This window comes from Altererythrobacter epoxidivorans (assembly GCF_001281485.1).
In the GTDB taxonomy this organism is placed as follows: Bacteria; Pseudomonadota; Alphaproteobacteria; order Sphingomonadales; family Sphingomonadaceae; genus Erythrobacter; species Erythrobacter epoxidivorans.
This window is the reverse complement of the sequence record NZ_CP012669.1, coordinates 171,675-190,237: the sequence shown is the minus strand read 5'-3', so window position 1 is coordinate 190,237 and position 18,563 is coordinate 171,675. Positions and strand designations below refer to the sequence as shown.

The following is an 18,563-nucleotide window of genomic DNA, read 5'->3' as shown; positions in this document are numbered from 1 at the left end:
CGGACCGTAGCGTCAGGCGTCCCCGGCCCAGCGGCGAACGACCTCGTCACCGTCCATCGCGCTGTCGCGAATGGTGCCCGGGGTCCGGCTGAAACGCGGTGCAGGGGCCGTGTGCCACACGCCGTCGCGTTCGACATAGGCCTCGCGCGCTTTCATGTGCGGATGATCCTTCGCCTCGTCGAGGGGGACAACCGGTGCGAAGCAGGCATCGGTGCCTTCCAGGATTTCGCACCATTCGGCCTGCGTCCGGGTCGCGAACATCTCTGCCAGCCGATCGGCGTAATCGTCCCAATTGGCGGGGTTCATCTGGCCCTCGCGCAATTCGGCAGGTGCATCCGCGCGTTCGAGCAGTTCGGCATAGAATTGCGGTTCGATCGCGCCGACGCTGATCTCCTTGCCATCCTTGCAGGCATAGCAGCGATAGAAATGGGCTGCGCCGCCCAGAAGGCCGGTGCCGCGCTGGGTCGTCCGCAATGCGCTGGGCGGCTGGCCGAAGAAGAAGCTCATCAGGCTGGTCGTTCCATCGACGATCGCTGCGTCGACAACCTGCCCCTTCCCGCTCCGCTCCCTTTCGTAGAGCGCGGCAAGGATGCCGAGCACGCAATACATCGAGCCGCCGCCGAAATCGCCGACGAGGTTTTGCGGCGGGATCGGAAGCTCGCCCTTGTTGCCGATGGCGTGAAGGGCGCCTGTCACCGCGATATAGTTGAGGTCATGCCCTGCCGCCTTCGCCAGCGGGCCTTCCTGTCCCCAACCCGTCATCCGGGCGAACACGAGGCCGGGGTTCACCGCGAGAAGTTCATCGGGCCCCAAGCCGAGCCGCTCCATGACACCCGGCCGGAAACCTTCGACCAGCACGTCGGCATGCCTTGCCGCATCGATGCAGAACTGGCGGCCCTCGTCGCTTTTCACATCGACCGCCACGCGGTGCCGTGCGCGCTCCACCACGCGGTTCACGACCTGTCCGCCCTGACGCTCGATACGCACGACTTCCGCGCCAAGGTCGGCCAGCATCATCGCGACATGCGGGCCGGGACCGATCCCGACGAATTCGATTACCTTCAGACCCGTCAGCGGACCGTTCGATTGTGTCATTCCTGTTTCTCCCTTTGGACAATGCATGGCGAGCGCCGCGATTGCTGGCAAGAGGGGATGATCTGGCGTGCCGCATTGACTTGGGGCGAGCATGGCGAAGAAGAGAGGCCATGACCAAGGTACTCGCAGCATCATCGGGTGGCGGACATCTGGAACAGATGGCGCTGATCGCTGCTGCCTTCGATGGATGCGAAACCATATTCGCGACGCCCGCAACCGGCCAGGCGCGGCACCTCGGCCTTGGCGACGCGATCGCGATACCCGACTGCAACCTGACGCAACCCTTGCGCGCGTTATGGTGCCTTTGTGTCACGTTCAGTCTCTTTCGCAGGACAAGGCCCGATGTCGTGGTGACGACCGGGGCCGCGCCAGGTTTTTTCTGCCTATTCTGGGCGCATTTCATGGGCGCACGAACGCTCTGGATCGATAGCGTCGCCAATGCCGAGAGCCTCTCCTTGTCCGGCAGGCTCGCCCGGCGTTTTGCCGACAGATGCCTGACCCAGTGGGAGGATCTGGCCGGCCCACCGGGAATCGAATTTGCGGGGAGCGTGCTGTGATCCTCGTCACCGTCGGGACCCAACTGCCGTTCGACAGGCTGGTCCAGGCGATGGACGCGATCCAGCCGGGGCTCGGCATCGAAGTGATCGCCCAGAACTGGACGGGATCTTACCAGCCGCAGAATATCGCCGTCCAAGAGCGCTTCGGGCCTGCAGAGTTCGAGCAGCTGGCGCGCCATGCCGCGCTGATCGTCGCACATGCCGGCATCGGATCGGTGTTGACGGCGCGGAGGCTAGGCAAACCGATTGTGCTGATGCCGCGCACTGCCGGTTTCGGCGAGCACAGGAGCGATCACCAGCTCGCGACGGCCAGGAAACTGGTCGGCAAACCGGGCGTTTTCATTGCGATGGACGAAGCAGAGCTTCCCGGCGCCATCGCCAAAGGCCTTGCCGCTGGCGATATTTCGACTGCGGAAAACCGGGGCGCACGCCAGCTTGTCGATGCTGTCGCGGAGTTCATCCACGAAGGCGGCACACGTTAACCGACACCAAACCGCACAAATCCTAGCGTTGCAGCATGAAAAACCGGGCCGAATTAACCAGTTTTTGAGACCAAGGCGCCATGGATGCGCGTCATGGAAGCTGTCATCAAAACGTGGCCGGAACCGGCCTATGACCATCAGGTTGCTGTCATCGGGCTTGGTTACATCGGGTTGCCGACGGCGGCCGTGCTGGCGAGCTATGGCTGGTCGGTATGCGGGGTCGATGTCTCGCAACGCGTGGTCGAAACCGTCAACTCTGGCGGTGTGCACATCGAAGAACGCGACCTCGACCGCCTCGTCCATGAAGCAGTCGATGCCGACAGGTTGGTCGCCTCGACCACCGTACCGCGCGCGCATTTCTACATGATCGCGGTTCCGACGCCGCTGGCACCCGGGGCAAAGCCCGACATCTCCTTCGTCGAAGCGGCCGCCCGCGCGATTGCTCCTGCCCTCTCGAAGGGAGCATGCGTTATCGTCGAGAGCACATCCCCCATCGGCACGACCGAGCGTGTCGGCGAAATCATTTCCGAGATGCGTCCTGACCTGGCCGTGCCATCCTTTGGCGATGACAGCTCGGGCGATATTGCCCTTGCCTATTGTCCCGAACGCGTCCTGCCCGGCAAGATCGTGACCGAACTCGTGTCAAACGACCGTGTCATCGGCGGCGTTACCGAAGCATGCGCGGAAAAAGCCGCGACGCTTTACCGCAGCTTCGTGAAGGGCGAATGCCTGGTCACGAATGCCCGCGTCGCAGAAACGGTGAAGCTGGTTGAAAACAGCTTCCGCGACGTGAATATCGCCTTTGCCAACGAGCTTTCGATGGTGGCTGACGAGATCGGTATCGATGTGTGGGACGTTATCCGCCTCGCCAACCGTCATCCCCGCGTCAACATCCTTCAGCCGGGCCCAGGCGTCGGCGGCCATTGCATCGCCGTCGATCCGTGGTTCCTCGTAGCGAGCGCTCCCAAACAAGCGCGCCTCATCCGCACCGCCCGCGAGGTCAACGATCACAAGGCGCACCATACTGCCGACCGCATCCGCGCTCTGATGGCTGCTGCTCCGGAAGCGAAAGTCGCGCTGCTCGGCCTCGCTTTCAAACCCAATATCGACGACTTCCGCGAAAGCCCGGCGCTCGAAATCGCGCTCGAAATCGCGCAAGACGAGGGCGAGCGATTGTTGATTGTCGAACCCTATGCGGACGAACTGCCGCGTGGTTTTGACGGATCAGGCGCGACCAAGACGTCGCTCGACACTGCGCTCGACGATGCAGGCATCGTCGTCATCCTCGTCGATCACGACGGGTTCAAGCACCTCGATCTTGCATCGCTGGCGGGCAAGATGGTCTATGACACGCGCGGAATGTTGAAGGACTGAAGGAAACCTCGTGAACAAGACGAAAATCCTCGTCACCTTCGGGACACGTCCTGAAGCGATCAAGATGTTTCCCGTGGTCGATGCGCTTCGCAAGACCGGTCAGTTCGACACTCAGGTAGCGGTGACAGCACAGCATCGCGAGATGCTCGACCAGGTCCTCGCCATTTCAGGAATTACACCCGACATCGATCTCGACCTGATGCAGCCGGGGCAAAGCCTGGACGCGCTGTCCGCCCGTATCATCACCCACTTTGGCGAGGCTCTGGACAAGACCAAGCCCGACCGCGTGCTGGTGCACGGCGATACACTGACGACCATGATGGTCACGCTGGCCTGCTATTTCAGGCAGATCCCGGTCGGCCATGTCGAAGCCGGCTTGCGTAGCGGCGATATTTATTCGCCTTGGCCGGAAGAGGGCAATCGCAGGGTCACAGGCGTGATCGCCGACATGCATTTCGCACCGACGCAGGCCTCTGCCGATGCGCTGATTTCCGAAACTGTCGATCCGGCAAACGTCTTCGTGACCGGCAACACTGTCATCGACGCCCTGCTCTGGATGAAGTCGCGCATTACTGCCGATACGTCACTCGCCCCTGCTGTCGCGCCGCTGAAGGCGCGCTTTGCAGGCAAGCGGATCATTGCCGTGACGGCGCACCGCCGCGAGAACTTCGGCCAGGGAATGCGCAACATTGCCTCCGCCCTTGCCGAACTGGCGAACCGCGACGACGTCGCCATCATCTATCCCGTCCACCCCAACCCGAATGTCGGCGGGGTCATGCACGCCATGCTGGACGGGAACGCGAACATCGCCCTGATCGAGCCGCTCGACTACCCGAACTTCGTCGCCATGATGGAGGCGTCGGACCTGATCCTGACCGATAGCGGCGGGGTTCAGGAAGAAGCGCCAAGCCTGGGCAAGCCGGTGCTCGTGATGCGCGACACCACCGAAAGGCCCGAGGGCATTGCCGCCGGAACGGCCAAGCTGGTAGCGACCGATCCGGCCCGGATTCTGGCCGAAGCGACCAGACTGCTGGACGATCCTGCCGCGTATGAAGCGATGTCGCGCGCGCACAATCCCTATGGCGATGGAAAGGCTGCCATGCGCATCGCCGAAGCGATTGCCGAGCGCCATCAGGCGCAGCCATCACGTCTTAGCGCCTGACGCGTTCTCCTGATTTCGGCAAAGCAGCATATCTGATTGACGCCAGCAGAACGGCCAGACTGAATCCCATGTCGAGGATCCAGTTGAGCTTCAGCGGACCGTTCAGGAAATGGTCGATTGGCCCGAGAGAAATCATCCGCAACGCAATCAAGCCGACCATGCCATAGGTCGCCAATATCGCGAGCCTGACGATGCGACCGCGACGCGATTGAGTAGCGGCGAAGGTTTTCGCCTGCCACCCCGCCACCATTGCCAGGACCGAAAGCGCGATAATCGCTATCGGCCACTGGATCGCGCGGCGTGTTTCATAAAGCTCGTCAGCGCGCAGTATCTCACGCAGTCCATCGCGAAGGATATCTTCCACGCTAAGCATCCGGCTGGCTGCCAGGAGCACGAAGACGGCGGCGAGAACAATCCAGCTCCGGCGATATTGCTGCGCCTTTGCGCTGGCGCGCCCGCAAAAGATCGCGACCATCACGTAAAACCCGGCGGCAATGATGCTGAGAAAAGAAGGCGTGAAACTGTTTTCCAATGCCGCAAACCTGCTGATCGAAGTGAGACCGGGCAATATATTCAGACGGCATCGCGATCAAATCCGCAACCCGGCTCCCGAAGCAAAGAATTCGGGGCATTTATCGGTCTTTCGCGGTGAAAAAAGCAGGGCAATTTCCTACACTGTGCGGCGAATCGGACTTGGTTCATGCGCGGGTGGGATCGCTGGGGCCAATTTGTCGACGTCGCTTGAACAGGATCGACATTCGCCAATGCGAAACACGGGATCGGATCGAGGCTTGAAACGCATGAAGCAGGCGCTGCTGCTCCTCCCGTTGGGGTGCGCAATTTCCGCATGCGGCACGATGCCGCCGCCGGCCGTCGGGCCGACGGCCACTTTGCCGACGCCCGACATGGGCCAGGAAGCCTACGAGACAGAAGCAGACCCGATCTATCGCTTGCGACCGGCCGACATGATTTCCGTGCTGGTTTATCGTGAGCCCGAACTTTCGGTCGAAAGCGTTCCGGTCGGTCTCGACGGGACGATCGTCTTTCCCGTGATCGGGCAGATCATGGTCCAAGGTACTACCCCGGGCGAACTGTCATCGATCATAGCCGACAGGTTGCGCGTGGCCGGACTGAAACGCCCTGAGGTGGCTGTGAACCTGACCGATGCAGCCTCGCACCGGGTAACGGTCGAAGGCGGGGTCGACGATCCCGGCGTTTTCGAATTCGAGCCGGGCGACAGGTTGTCTTCAGCAATTGCGCTCGCCAACGGGCCGACCCGCATCGCCAATCTCAAGCAGGTTGCGATATTCCGTCGCGGCGAAGGCGGCATGATGGTCGCCAAGTTCGATTACCGAGCGGTCAGCCAGGGGACAATGATCGATCCGGTTCTCGAGCCCGGAGATCGGGTCGTGGTCGGCACCTCGGGTCTTTCGCAATTCTGGCAGGACCTCCTTCGCGCGCTTCCGGCCTTTGGCCTCTTCACGAACGTCAACTGGTAGGGTGGGTCGATGAACGAAGCCAAGCATATCGGTCCCGGCGGCGGAAAAAGCGAATTTTGGCTCGATCGCTTCTTGCCCAACAGCAACGCAGACGGCGGCCAGAACCGGGCACTGACCCTGCCGGCGCTGAAGGGATTTCTTTATCGCCAACGTTACGTGATGGCCGTGACGTTCGCACTGGTTATCCTTGCCGCCCTCTTCGCAACGCTGCTCATGACACCGATCTACAAGGCGGCATCGACCGTGCGGATCGAACCCTATGGCAATAATATCGTCGAAGGGCAGGATCTTGCCCCGGTCGTCCCGGCAAATGAGATCGGTCGCTATTTCATCACGCTCGGCAATGTCGTCGAAAGCCGCAATCTCGCCTACCGCGTTGCCGATTCGCTCAAGTTGACCGAGCGCGCGGGTTTCCTGCCCGAAGGCATGGATGGCGCGAAGCCGAATGGAGCCGACGAGCGCGCATGGGAACGTCAAAAGCGCGAGACCGTGGTCGACATGCTCCAGGGCGGCGTTACCGCCATCGTCCCGTTCGATTCCCGCATCATGTCGATCGAGTACCGATCGCCGGACCCGGTGCTGGCCGCCGAAATCGCCAATGCCTATGCCGACAATTTCGTCCTCGACGATATGCGCCGCAGCCTGGACGCGAATGCCTACGCGCAAGATTACCTGCAGGAGCAGATCGCGGATGTTCGCGGAAAACTGCAGGATGCAGAGCTCGCGGCCAATGCCTATGCCCGCAAGAGCGGGATCGTAAAGCCGCTCGCGACCGGCGGGATCGACGAAGCAGAATCCGAAGCAGCGACGATTACCGCATCGAACCTCATTTCGATCAACCAGAATTACACCGATGCAAGGGCCCGCCGCATCGCCGCCGAGCAGCGCTGGAGGACCGTTTCCGGCCTTCCGGCTGCTCAGTTGCCGGGCGTTCAGCAAAGCCAGGTGGTACAGGCACTCGTCGAACAACGGTCGACCAAGGCGGCCGAGCTTGTCGATCTCCAGCAGCGCTACGATGACAATTACCCGACTGTCGTCGAAGCGCGGGCGCAGATCGCGGAACTCGACCGGCAGATTGCCCGTACGGGATCGGAAATAAAGGCATCGGTCCGCAACGAGTATGATATCGCTCGCCGCCAGGAACAGGCTCTGGCCGCGGAAATGAAGAATGTTACGGGCGAATCGCTCGCCGAGCAGGACCGCCGGGTGCAGTACAACTTGCTCGACCGGGAAGCGCGTGCGCTGCGTGGGCAACTGGCCAGCCTGCTTGCGCGCTTCAACGAGATTTCGACCGCCGCCAACGTCAAGGAAGGCTCGATCACGAAGCTCGACGCAGCGATCGTCCCGACGGTGCCGGTCACGCCCAATCTGTGGCGCAACATGCTTGCCGCGATCGCCATCGGCCTTGCTTCGGCCTTCGGCCTTGCGATCCTACGGGAAATTTTCGACGACCGGCTGCGGACGCTCGAAGAAGTCGAAGAACGCCTCGGATTGCCGCTGCTCGGGCACACGCCGTTCATCGAGAACGAAAACCTGCGCGAAGAAATCGCCCAGCCCTTCAGCGCACTCAGCGAGTCCTACGCCTCGATCGTCAGTTCGATCGAACACGCCCTGCCCGCAGATTCCAGGGTCCTGCAATTCACCAGCAGCCAGGCCTCCGAAGGCAAATCGACCACATCGATGGTGGTTGCCAACCAGTTCGCCCAGCTCGGCTATCGCACGCTGCTGGTCGATGCCGACTTGCGCCGGCCGGGCCTGTCGAAACTGATCGCGGACAAGCGACCCGAGAAAGGCTTCGCGGACGTTCTGAAAGGTGAAGCCGCGCTTGCAGACGTCCAGTTGCAGGGCACTGCCGAGCGGTTGACGGTTCTTCCCGGAGGGAAGGCACCCGACAATCCGGTCGAGCTTTTGTCTTCCGATCTGCTGACGAAGTTCCTCGATGAGCAGGGCGAGCATTTCGACCGGATAATCTTCGATTCTTCACCGGTGATGGGCATTGCCGATGCGCCATTGCTGTCGCGCCATGTGGATGCGACTGTCTTCGTGCTCGAGGCGAATGCGATCGACCAGTCACAGGCCCGTACGGCGATCCGCCGCCTGCTTCATGCCGGCGCCTATATCCCTGGCATCGTCATGACCAAGTATCGCGCGCTGCTGGCCGGACAATACTACGGATACGAGTACCAGTATTACACCTATCGCGAAGCCGCCCCGGCCTGAGGCGGCCGCATGATCCTGCATGTCACGGGCGATTTCCCTGACCCGATAGCTGCAAACAAGACCGAAGTGATCAGGCGCCTGCTCGACCTGACATCGGATCGGTTCGGTCATCGTGTCATTTCGATCAACCGGGCCAGCCCGACCGCAAGCGGGCCCTTTGGCGTCATCGCTTCCCAACCGGTCACCCGGCGCATCTCTTTCGATCATGGCGAAGCATGGGAATACACAGCCCCTCCGCTTGGGATATTGCATCGCATGATGCTTCGGAGGCTGGGCGCGCAGTTGCTCCACGAAATCGAAGCACTTCGGCCAGGACTGTTGTGGGCTCACAAACTGACTATCGAAGGGCTGGCCGTCGCCTATGCAGCCCGCGAAAACCAATTGCCGTACGGGATCACCATCCAGGGCAACACCGATCTGAAGATACTCCTCGCGAGGCCAGACCTGCGCCGCGAATTCGCGCGGATTTTTCATGAGGCGGCTGCGGTCGTCTCCTTCGCGCCCTGGTCACTGGAGCGGGTCGAGAACCTGCTCGGCAAACGATCGGGCGGGGTCCGGATCATACCCTGCCCTACCGATCTCGACCACGCGCGCCCGTCTGCTGCATCGGGGAGCGGACTGGTCACGATGTTCCATCTCGCCAATGCGCGCGGCAAGAACCTCGCAGGGATCGCTGGCGCTTCCAGGCTGCTGGCGAGAGGTAGCAAGGCGCCTCCGATTGCCGTGATCGGCGGCGGCTCGGATAAGGATTTGGCATCGGCGCTGAAAGAAACGAGGGGCGCCGCAAATATCTCGTTCGAGGGTGCGCTCTCACGGAACAAGGTTGCCGACCGGCTCAATCGGGCGAGTGCTTTCGTCATGCCATCGAAGCGAGAAACCTTCGGCCTCTCCTTTATCGAGGCTTTGTTCGCAGGCCTGCCGATCATTTATCCAAAGGGGGCCGCCATTGACGGATTTTTCGATGAGCATCCTTTTGCCATCGGAGTAGATCCTCGTGACCGTACCGCCATTGCACACGCGATGGATGATGTTCTCGAACAAGAGAAAGATTTGAAGCAGAAGGTGGCCGAATGGCAGGCCAGCGCGCATGCAAAACAGTTCACCCGGCCGGAAATTGCAACCCAGTTTGCGTCGGTCCTGGATAGAGCGCTGAACGCTCAGTAACCCTTTAGCCAATCGGCACGAGAGGCCCACACTTCCGCCCAGACATCGCGATCTTCAGCGGCGCCAACACGCGAAGCGAGGTAGCGATTGAATGCCCAGGCCCACAGCAGCAATTTGCCGAGTGGGCGTGTGGCAGGCGAGAAGTGTCTCGTTACTAGCGTGGCCTTTGCTCGCATGAGATCGATCAGCTTGTCCGAACGCACCGGCGTAGAGGCGCCAACATGATGCACGATGCAGATATCAGGAGAAATTATAGGCCGCGCACCCAATTCCCTTGCCCGCAGGCAAAGGTCCGCATCCTCGCCATACATGAAGAAGGCTTTATCGAACCCGCCGAGCCGCGCCCAGATGTCGGCACGGATGAAGCAAAGGCACCCGATAACGATATCGACTTCCTTCACAGAATTGCGCGCCCAGCCCCCCATCTGTTCCGGATTAAAAATGGAAGAACCGGGAAATGCCCGGCTGAGACCAAAGGCTGCACAAAGCAGGCTCCAGACCGTCATCCGGCGAGCACAGGAATAGGGGTTGAGCGAGCCATCGGGATAGAAAGTTCGTCCGCCTATTATGCCACGCTCGGGATGAGCGCTGACAAAGGCATCGAACGCATCGAGCATTCCCGGGCGCGTTTCGGTGTCCGGATTGAGCAATAGAAGCCATTCCCCGACAACTGATTCCGCTGCAAGATTGTTTGCCTTGGCAAAACCCAGGTTGGTCTCGCTCTCGATCAGTGTGACTTCAGGAAAGGCGCTCGCGATCGCCTGTGCCGACCCGTCGCTCGATGCATTGTCGACGACGATGACCTGAATCGACCTGTCGCCGATTTCGGCCAATAGTGTTTCGAGCGCACGCAAGGTCAGCTCACGCGTGTTGTAGCTAACCATGATGACAGAGAGTCCGGGCGTATGGTCTTTGGCGGGTGTCATCGTATCAGACGGATTGCAGCGTTCCTGTTTGGCGACATGGCAGCATGTCCCAGTTTGCGGGCGCAGACGCAATGCCTGAGCCTGTCTGCTCCGCGATGAGCAAATTTCCGTTTTCCTACAATAACCTATTTGGTTAGATCGCCTGCCTTCTTCGTCCACCCCAATGGAGATGGCAATGCCTAAGGACAATTTCAGCACCAGTTCCGACAGCCTTATCGCCCCTGCGAATAATGCTTTTCATGTAACCCCCAGCGATGCGGTCGAATTGACCGCCGTTACAAAAGCTCTGTTCATTGGCACTGGCGGCGACATCGTGGTGCGCCCGGTCGAAGGATCGCAGGATATCATTTTCCGCAACCTGCAAAGCGGTTCGATACTCGATATCCGCGCCTCCGCCGTCCGCGAGACAGGTACTACGGCCAACGACATCGTAGGCCTCATCTGATGGCGGGTTTCGGATACGGTTACGGGTTCCGCAAATACGCACGCAGAGGGGGTGGCGACAGCACACCTCCGCCAGCCCCTGTCCAGATTGCGACGCTCGAGCCGGATGCAGCCTGGGACGGAACAGCAGGCTCCGGGTTCGCGGTCGTCCCGGTAGATCCGGAGCGGTTGACCGCAAAACCCGCAATGCGCCTGATGGTGGCCCCCAGCCAGCATTTCACCGAAGATCTTCTGGTCGGCGTAATGGCCGGTGCGAATGATTCGGGCTCCATGTTGGATACGATGGGCCTGGATCATGTTACCCTCCATTTGGAAGGCGCGCAGCAGATTATCCCCGAACCGCAGTTCGCCACTTTCGATGATGCGAACGGTGTTCCGAGAACCTATTTCGGCTGGTGGGCCAGGATCCGGAAACCCGTTGGGCTCGCAGGCGAAATGCAAGCCTATTTCGAAGCTGTGCCGCGCGATGCCTCGATGCAAAATCGCGTCATCGGCCCCTTCAGTTTCCACGCCAGCGAAGTCCTTCACGACATAGAGGTCGAAGTCGCCGCGACACCTGCCGAGGTGCCGGGATCGCGTTACAAGTCGATCGGTGCCGCGCTCCTGTATCTGCGGACGCAGGGCGCGCAGAACCCGCGGATCACCATTGTCGAGGCTGGCGATTATGTCATGGGCAGTGCCGGCGCGGTTTATGGCGGGTCGGGCTATTGCACGATCACCGCCAGCGCGCCCGTCAACATCGTGGGGCCGGACAGCAGTGCGAGTTTCGTCGCCTTTCGTCCCTTGTGGAAAGGATTGCGCTTCCACGGTTCCGACATCACGATCGATTTTCGGTACAGTCCCGGATTGATCCATGAAACCGGCGGACCCGCACGCCAGTTCTGGTTCGATGGCTGCAAACTTACAAATTCCGCCGGGCGCGAATCCCTGTTCCGCAAGAACATCTATGACGGCGCTTCCTATCTGATCGGCGGCGAACCGATTTTCACCGAGTGCAGCACCACCAATCTGCACAGGGCCGCGATCGGGGCAGAACTTGCTCGCGGAAACCGGCTGACACAGTGCTGGAGCGATGCGTTCAATGGCGCGAATTGCGTCGTCTATAACGAGATCGAGGATTTCGATTCCCGCTGGTTCCGTGAAGACGTTCTGGCGATGACGCTCTCCTACTCCGGTCCGGCGACCACTGCGACGATCGAAGGGTGGTCCTCGCGAATCTTCATCGCCAAGGAAAACGGTGTCGAGATCGGCCGTTTCACGGTCGGGACCGGGTTTAACGACTGGCTGGGCGGGACGAATTTCTCGGTTTCGAACGTTGTCGACTGGATCAACGAAGATCTGCCTGCTGGCTGGACCGCGTCACTGGTCGACGACAGCCGCAGGGCCGCGCAGCTATCCACGCAGAACCGTCTGGGCCTCGCTTTTACCGCACCGGTCAACGTCAAGGATGTCTCGCTCAATCTCTATTGCGCCTGGGACATCCATGCCGATCTTTACCAAAAGCAAGACAGTGGCTCGATCGTGGAAGAAAACGTGCTTGTCGCGTTCAACAAGGGCATCGGGCTCAGCGCGCAGGACATCTTCATGTTCGGCACACCCGGCATCAACGACATGCTCGTATGGAACAATGCCTTTGCAAACAGCGAACCGGTTGGCGACAGGAGCCAGCTGAACGCCGCACACAGTCATGTCGTCATCGCTCACAACAGCTGGTCGACCCAGGGCGTCTGGCTGCGCGGGGACCTCACCTATCAGACTGATGCCTACTGCCTGCTGGCCAACAACGTGGCTCCGGAATTGCGCTGGTATGGAACCCCCGAACCCGATGCCGCAGTCACCGGCAACCATGTCCAGGCTGTCGACGCGCTCACGCCGCCCGGAACGACCAGTGGTGGCAACAAGAACAATTTGTTCGTGTCGGAAGCGTCGGGCAACTTCGCTCCGAAAGGAGCGCTCCTGTCGAACCTCAAACCAGCAGTTGTTCTGCACGACCTGAACGGTTCGATCCGGCAAGCGGAATCCCCTGCAGGAGCGGTCGCCGCCTAACCGAATACGGAATACAACTTCCTGCGAAAATTGAGGGCAGCGACCGGATTGCTCAGCCGGGTTTCCGGAAGCGCCGCCATCGCTGCCCATAACCCCGAAGGTCCAGTCTTGCGAAGCAGGTTTTGCAGTTTCGCGAGATGGGACCTTCCACTTTCGGTCGGCCAATCGCTGTCCAGCAAAGCGTCGACCAGCAAGCCGCCTTCATCGAGCCAACTTTCTGCCTCCCGATTGTGATCTTTCAGTTGCAATAACCGGTCCGCCCGCGAACGCTGCCCCTGCGCTCCGACAAGATTTCCCCCATGCTGGACGTAATCGGCAAGCACGGCATCGTGGAAAGCAATCCCGTGCCTGACCGCGGCAAGGAAAGCGGCGAAATGATCGTGATACCAGGCTGATGGCCTGTACCGAGCAAAGCGCACGACTGCCGCCGCGGTTTCCTGATCCATGACCATCACCAGGCCGGTCACATTGTTGCGAAAGAACCGTGCTATGAGCGACGGATGCCTGACGCGCTTTTCGTAATCGAAGATGGACTCCGCGATCAGCCTGCCGTTTTCGTCGACGACGCGAAGATCGCAATGTGCGGCAGAGGATTGCTCGGCACGCATCGCACCAAGCGTGGCCGCGAGTTTCTCTGGATGCCAGACATCGTCCTGATCGGCGAATGCAATCGCAGCCCTGTTCTGCCCTACCCAACTACCGGCCAGTGCATGCTCTAGCCCGGTAACGAATGTCTCCGCCGCGCCGCGCTGCGAAGCCGACCTGACAGTTTCGATCCGCTGGTCGAGCGACAGAATTGCGTCCAGTCCCGGGACTTCTGCACCGGGTCCGTCGAGCATCGCAATCAATCGTACGTCGACATCGCTCTGGGCCAGGATCGTTTCGACCTGGCGCTCCAGACTGGACAGGTCAGGCCGGTAAACAGCCATGACAACCGCCACCGCGCCAGCCCGAACACTGTCGAAACCCATCAATCTTTGCTGACGGCAGGAGTAATCGGCGCATAGGCGAGCGATGCACCAACCGCGATCATCGACATGAACCAGATGTTCGCTTCGGAAAAGAACATCACCGTCATCGACAATGTGAAAAGCATCGCGATGGTAACGTTGACGCCGAACAGCAGGTCGCGATCCATCCCGCGCGATCGCGCGACCGATCGTCCGAGAACAACCATTATGACGATAACGGCTGTCATCAGGAGTATTGGGACCAGCACGCCGTGCCGGATCGCAAGGGCGAGGAAGTGCGCATCGACACTGGGCCCCAGCCATTGCGGACGGTCATGTTGCCCGTAGCCTAGCCCGACAAGCGGATGCTCCAACACAGCCTGCCAGCCGTATTGCCAGATCAACTGGCGATAGAACGCGGTCTGCGGATTGAGCGTCAAGCGCGAGATGAGATTAATCAGTCCGCTCTCCGAGAAGACCTGCAGGGCGAGCGCACCAAGGGCGTATGCAGCAAGGATAAGATACCAGTTCGCGCCTCTGACCATGGCCCGCACCCGGTCGGTGACAATCATTCCGGCCGCAAATAGCAATCCGAGAATGGCCGCAGACGATAGTGAAAAGAACCCGCAGACCGCCGCAAGAAGTCCGGCCCATCGCGGCCACGACCTAAGCCGGCTAAGGGCATAGAGCGCAAACACGCTGGCAAGGATCGAGCCACCAAGGATCTGGTGCGAGAAAGGCCCCAGCCCTCGCGCCAAACCCAGCCTCAGTTGCGCCGCTGTATCCATCGTGCCGACGACCTCGCCCGCCGCAAACAAGGGCAGCGGCCCGAGCAGTCCTGCAAACATCGGGCGATAAAAGACTTCGCGGGAAATGCTTTCCAGGAACATGGTCGCCCCTGCAAAGGCGAGCCCCGGCGCCAGGATCACCAGCAGCCGCCGCAAATCGGTCAGGTTCTGTACCGACGATCGCGCGACGAAATAGGCACCGGCAGTGTCGATGACGATCGCCCCCGAACGGATGAGGCCTTCACCGACACTGTAAACGGCAAGGAATGACACGATCATCCACCCCGCTGCCGCGAGGACAAGGAAATCGGGAAGCTGCATCCGTACCTCGCCGCGGATGAACCGCGCCGCAGCCGGATAGGCGAATACGATAATAGCGATGCGGTAGAGCGGCAGCGCTAGCGTCTCTGCAGCAAATCGCGTTTCGGGGGGGAACAGGAGATAGGAATAGGTCAGGATCGCCAGCGGCAGCAACCGGGCCACATCGTCACGCAACCTGCCTGCTTCGCCCGGTTGCGCCTCTGCCGGTGGGCTGGCTTCGGAAATAGCGCCGGTCACGCCGCGCAGCGCCTGCGGTCATTCATAGCCAGCCTTCCGCGCAAAATCGCGGGCATCGCCGAGCAATCCGCCACGTTCGACCTTCGCACGCCAACGGCGCAGGCGAACCCGCGCGAGATGCCACGGGTTGCGGCTAAGCGTGCACACCGATGTCGCGATTGGCAGCCGATCCGCCCATTTCGCCTGCATGTAGCGGTAGGCATCCGCATAGCCGCCTCCCAGCGATTCGATAGGACGGTTGTTATGCACTACCGGCAGGTCCAAGGCGAAGGCCCCATACCCGGATTGCAGCGCACTTTGCACAGCATCGGTCCCATAGAGGTGGAAGCTGGGCAGGTTCGGGTCGAAACCTGCGAAACGATCCCGCCTGACGATGAGCAAGAGCTCGTCGAGCGACTGGACTTCTGCCGGAAGCCGGACGGACGACGTCAATTCGTGACCGAAGACCGCGTCCCAGACGCGGCCAGCGTGCCTGCCGTCGGTCGTCAGGCCATAGACGCCAGCCACCGCCCAATCCGGATGAGCGCTTTCCAGTCGCCCGATTTCCTTTGCCGCGCGCGCAAGCCATCCCTCCGGCAAGTAAACATCCTGATGGAGCAGTACCACATAGGGTGCGTCCGTCCCCGCGAGACCCCGATTGTAGGCCGCGCCCATCGATTCTGCGCCGCCGATTTCGTGCAGCGACAGACTGCCTTCGGCGATGTCCGGCGATCGACGAAGGCAGGCAGCGGCAATTGCATCATCGTTGACTGCTGCAATGGCGCAGAACTGGCCGGAGGTCGTCATTCCTTCAACCAAGCCTTGAATGACGCCATCTGTCTATCGGTCTTTCGACCAGACGATAGGTCAGTTCCGCCGCGACAAGCGATACGATTATGGCCGCCCCGACATAGACCGCTCCCCTCACACCCGCGGCAACGCCAATCGCGCTGGCAAGGCCGATAACCGGGTAGTGCCACAGGTAGATCGCGTATGACCTGCGGCCCATCCAGTGAACCGGTGCCGCTGCCAGCAGGGAATTGCGCATGCCGCCACCACTCGCCGCAGCACCGACGGCAATAAAGCTCAAACCGCCGACGATCGAATAGCGTGCAAGGTCGTAAGCCGAACCTAGTTCTGCGGGAATCAGCGCCAAGACTAGCAATCCCGCCAGCGCCGCGACCCCCAATATTATCGAAGCCCGCCATTTGACGAAATAGAGCAAGCAACCGATGGCCAGCGCATCGGCGCGTGTGTCGAGGCCGTTGTAAATGCGCATCCCGCTCGCCCCGTCAAAAAACAGAACCACACGCCACACGGTCACGGCGGCAATGATTGCGAGCAGCAGAACGACTGGATTACGCCTGCCTGCAAGGACCAAGGCGAGCAGCGCGGGCCAGATAAGGTAAAACTGCTCTTCGACGCCCAGGCTCCAGTAATGGCCCAGCCTGCCGCCGTAACCCGGCACCATGTCGAATGCGCGCGCCCAGTTCATCCAGCCGGTGAGCGAGGCGATCAGCCCGGTCGGGGTCGCGTAATCATATCCCGCCCACAGGAGCAGCACGACAAAGCCGAGCACCAGCATCGAAGCAGGCCAGAGCCTGAGAATTCGATTGAGGAAGAAGCGCCTGAAAGCCGGCTTCTCTTCGTACAGATGCCGCGTGATCACAAAGCCGCTGATGACGAAGAAAAGGTCGACGCCGACACCGCCGCTGGGCATGACTTGCGGCGCCGCATGCGCGCCGAGAACTAGCCCCAAGGCGATAGCGCGAAGTCCATCGACAGATGCGATCCGGTTGCCCGCCATGCCCTACGCCTTGCTCCGGACAAGCTGCTTGATCTGGCTGCGCAGCAGGTCCGGCATGAAAGTCCATGCGGTCACCGCGCTCGCCCCGACGACCATCGCAGCCAGGGTGAAGCTCGCAAAAGCCGATAATTCCAGCCCTGTCGCGATGGCCAATGCTACGGCGACCACCATGGCCGGCAAGGCAAGCCTCGACATCGTGCCATTGTCGATCAACCCTGACCGCACGAACAGCGCAGCGGCATCGATCAGGCAGCGAAGGGCGAAGGCTGTGGCAAAACCGGCCAGACCAAATTCGTAGCCAAGGCCAGCGAGAAGCAACAGGTAAAGCGGCAACTCGGCGAGGTGAAGGATGCCGGTAAATCGAGTATTCCCCCGCGCCTGGAGATAGTTGAACGGCACCTGCGCGACAGCATTGATCCAGAAGCCGGCGAGCAGGATCTGGCCGACAATTATGGACCGGGGATCGAGCGCCGCACCCAGCCACAGTTTCAGCAGAGGTCCAGACAGCACGATCAAACCCGCGATGACCGGCGTGAAGCTCAACGCGGTGAACACCGCGAAATCGCGATTGAGGCGCGATGCTCCCTCGTCGTCCGAGGCGGCAAGGCGAGGAAACAGCGCCTGCGACAAGGCGATTGGCAGCGCGAGCGTCCGATAGGCTACCTGGAATGGTATCGCATAGGCAGCCACCGCGACCGCGCCCAATACTGCGCCGATCACTATCCGGTCGGCCGTGACCATGAAGGGCGACACCAATGAGCTGACCATGACCCAGGAACCATATTTCAGCAGCCCTTTCATCTCGGCGCGGACCGCAGAGATCCTGTGCCCGAGTAGGAATACCTTTGCCACGGCCGCAAAAAGGAACAGCGCGCCGATTGCCCGTCCGGCCAGAATGCCGGTCAGCAAATCAGCCATTGTTTCTTGGGAAGCCATTGCGACGGCGAGCGGAATGATCTGCGACATGGTCTGGGAAAGGACTGTACCGATCGCCAGCAGGCGGAACCTCTCGCTACCCAGCAGAGCACCCGATGCCACTCCGGCGGCGGCCGCAAGGATGATGTTGGGCACTAGCAGCCATGCCGCCACCGCCAGTTCATCGGTCAGCGCATCGGACGCCTCGAATGCGTCGCCGAAATAGACCACTCCGGCAACCCAGGCGACCACACCGGCGACAACCCCGAATGCACCCACAAGCAGGAAGGCCGACCAGATCGCCTGCGCCTTTCTCTGGTCATCGCCGTCCGTATCAGATGCGATGCGCTGGGCAGTTGCCCGGCTGATGCCGAAATCGGCCGCCCCGAAATATCCCAAGAGGACCCAGATGATGGCGAGCGCGCCATAGCGAGCAGGTCCTAGTTCGGTGACGAATAGGGGTATCGTCGCAAGGCTCACGAACAGCGGCAGCACCTGGCTGGCAAGGCTGTACAGGCTGTTCGTGGCAAGACGCACGCTTTGCTCCGGACATTGCCGCTATTTCGCGGTCGCCCATTGGACCCTGATCACCGATAT

The 18,563-nt window shown here is 60.9% G+C and carries 17 protein-coding genes; 9 read left to right on the top strand and 8 right to left on the bottom strand.

Annotated features, from left to right (window positions below):
• Positions 1–12 precede the first annotated feature (12 nt).
• Positions 13–1,095, bottom strand: a complete 1,083-nt coding sequence (locus tag AMC99_RS00925) for a CaiB/BaiF CoA transferase family protein (protein ID WP_061921595.1) — start codon at positions 1,093–1,095, stop codon at positions 13–15.
• A 110-nt stretch (positions 1,096–1,205) separates the two neighbouring features.
• Between AMC99_RS00925 and AMC99_RS00920 the strand changes: the two genes are divergently transcribed.
• The 4 genes from AMC99_RS00920 (at position 1,206) to wecB (ending at position 4,670) form a co-directional block, all read left to right on the top strand.
• A complete protein-coding gene (locus tag AMC99_RS00920; protein WP_061921592.1) occupies positions 1,206–1,652 on the top strand; it encodes a glycosyltransferase family protein in 447 nt (148 codons plus the stop codon).
• Positions 1,649–2,134: a glycosyltransferase gene (locus tag AMC99_RS00915; protein WP_061921589.1), complete on the top strand. Its 486-nt coding sequence runs from the start codon at positions 1,649–1,651 to the stop codon at positions 2,132–2,134. The genes AMC99_RS00920 and AMC99_RS00915 overlap by 4 nt, the downstream gene beginning before the upstream one ends.
• A 93-nt stretch (positions 2,135–2,227) precedes the next feature.
• On the top strand, positions 2,228–3,508 hold the full coding sequence (gene wecC / locus AMC99_RS00910; RefSeq protein WP_061927500.1) for a UDP-N-acetyl-D-mannosamine dehydrogenase: 1,281 nt from the start codon (positions 2,228–2,230) through the stop codon (positions 3,506–3,508).
• Positions 3,509–3,572: 64 nt separating this feature from the next.
• Positions 3,573–4,670: a non-hydrolyzing UDP-N-acetylglucosamine 2-epimerase gene (wecB, locus tag AMC99_RS00905; RefSeq protein ID WP_061927498.1), complete on the top strand. Its 1,098-nt coding sequence runs from the start codon at positions 3,573–3,575 to the stop codon at positions 4,668–4,670.
• Here the strand turns inward: wecB and AMC99_RS00900 are convergent.
• The gene (locus AMC99_RS00900; RefSeq protein ID WP_157058220.1) at positions 4,660–5,202 is read right to left on the bottom strand and encodes a hypothetical protein; all 543 of its coding nucleotides are present in this window, start codon (positions 5,200–5,202) and stop codon (positions 4,660–4,662) included. The genes wecB and AMC99_RS00900 overlap by 11 nt on opposite strands.
• Before the next feature lie 268 nt (positions 5,203–5,470).
• On the opposite strand from AMC99_RS00900, the gene AMC99_RS00895 reads away from it, so the two are divergent.
• The 3 genes from AMC99_RS00895 to AMC99_RS00885 all read left to right on the top strand — a co-directional run bounded on the left by AMC99_RS00895 (position 5,471) and on the right by AMC99_RS00885 (position 9,553).
• A complete protein-coding gene (locus AMC99_RS00895; RefSeq protein ID WP_061921583.1) occupies positions 5,471–6,169 on the top strand; it encodes a polysaccharide biosynthesis/export family protein in 699 nt (232 codons plus the stop codon).
• A 9-nt stretch (positions 6,170–6,178) separates the two neighbouring features.
• The gene (locus AMC99_RS00890) at positions 6,179–8,389 is read left to right on the top strand and encodes a GumC family protein (protein WP_061921581.1); all 2,211 of its coding nucleotides are present in this window, start codon (positions 6,179–6,181) and stop codon (positions 8,387–8,389) included.
• Between the two features lie 282 nt (positions 8,390–8,671).
• A complete protein-coding gene (locus AMC99_RS00885) occupies positions 8,672–9,553 on the top strand; it encodes a glycosyltransferase family 4 protein (RefSeq protein WP_198143554.1) in 882 nt (293 codons plus the stop codon).
• Here AMC99_RS00885 and AMC99_RS00880 read toward each other — a convergent pair.
• Positions 9,547–10,479 carry a glycosyltransferase family 2 protein gene (locus tag AMC99_RS00880; RefSeq protein ID WP_061921576.1) on the bottom strand — a complete coding sequence of 311 codons (933 nt, stop codon included), beginning with the start codon at positions 10,477–10,479 and terminating at the stop codon, positions 9,547–9,549. The two genes, AMC99_RS00885 and AMC99_RS00880, sit on opposite strands and share 7 nt — an antisense overlap.
• A gap of 175 nt (positions 10,480–10,654) precedes the next feature.
• Between AMC99_RS00880 and AMC99_RS00875 the strand changes: the two genes are divergently transcribed.
• Together AMC99_RS00875 and AMC99_RS00870 are read left to right on the top strand one after the other, a co-directional pair.
• Positions 10,655–10,924, top strand: a complete 270-nt coding sequence (locus tag AMC99_RS00875; RefSeq protein ID WP_061921573.1) for a spike base protein, RCAP_Rcc01079 family — start codon at positions 10,655–10,657, stop codon at positions 10,922–10,924.
• A complete protein-coding gene (locus AMC99_RS00870; protein ID WP_157058219.1) occupies positions 10,924–12,969 on the top strand; it encodes a hypothetical protein in 2,046 nt (681 codons plus the stop codon). Before AMC99_RS00875 ends, AMC99_RS00870 begins: the two co-directional genes overlap by 1 nt.
• Here the strand turns inward: AMC99_RS00870 and AMC99_RS00865 are convergent.
• From AMC99_RS00865 to AMC99_RS00845, 5 genes are read right to left on the bottom strand one after another with little or no spacing between them, the layout of a single operon-like run.
• Complete coding sequence (locus AMC99_RS00865; protein WP_061921569.1) at positions 12,966–13,940, bottom strand: glycosyltransferase; 975 nt, start codon at positions 13,938–13,940, stop codon at positions 12,966–12,968. The two genes, AMC99_RS00870 and AMC99_RS00865, sit on opposite strands and share 4 nt — an antisense overlap.
• Positions 13,940–15,265, bottom strand: coding sequence for an O-antigen ligase family protein (locus AMC99_RS14070; protein ID WP_061921566.1), 1,326 nt, complete (start codon positions 15,263–15,265; stop codon positions 13,940–13,942). Before AMC99_RS14070 ends, AMC99_RS00865 begins: the two co-directional genes overlap by 1 nt.
• An 18-nt stretch (positions 15,266–15,283) precedes the next feature.
• Entirely contained in the window at positions 15,284–16,051 is a 768-nt protein-coding gene (locus AMC99_RS00855; RefSeq protein ID WP_061921562.1) for a glycosyltransferase, read from the bottom strand.
• A 4-nt stretch (positions 16,052–16,055) separates the two neighbouring features.
• Positions 16,056–17,051 (bottom strand): acyltransferase family protein, encoded by a 996-nt coding sequence (locus AMC99_RS00850; RefSeq protein ID WP_061921559.1) that lies wholly within the window; start codon positions 17,049–17,051, stop codon positions 16,056–16,058.
• 3 nt (positions 17,052–17,054) lie between these two features.
• The gene (locus AMC99_RS00845; protein ID WP_061921556.1) at positions 17,055–18,503 is read right to left on the bottom strand and encodes an oligosaccharide flippase family protein; all 1,449 of its coding nucleotides are present in this window, start codon (positions 18,501–18,503) and stop codon (positions 17,055–17,057) included.
• Positions 18,504–18,563: the final 60 nt, after the last annotated feature.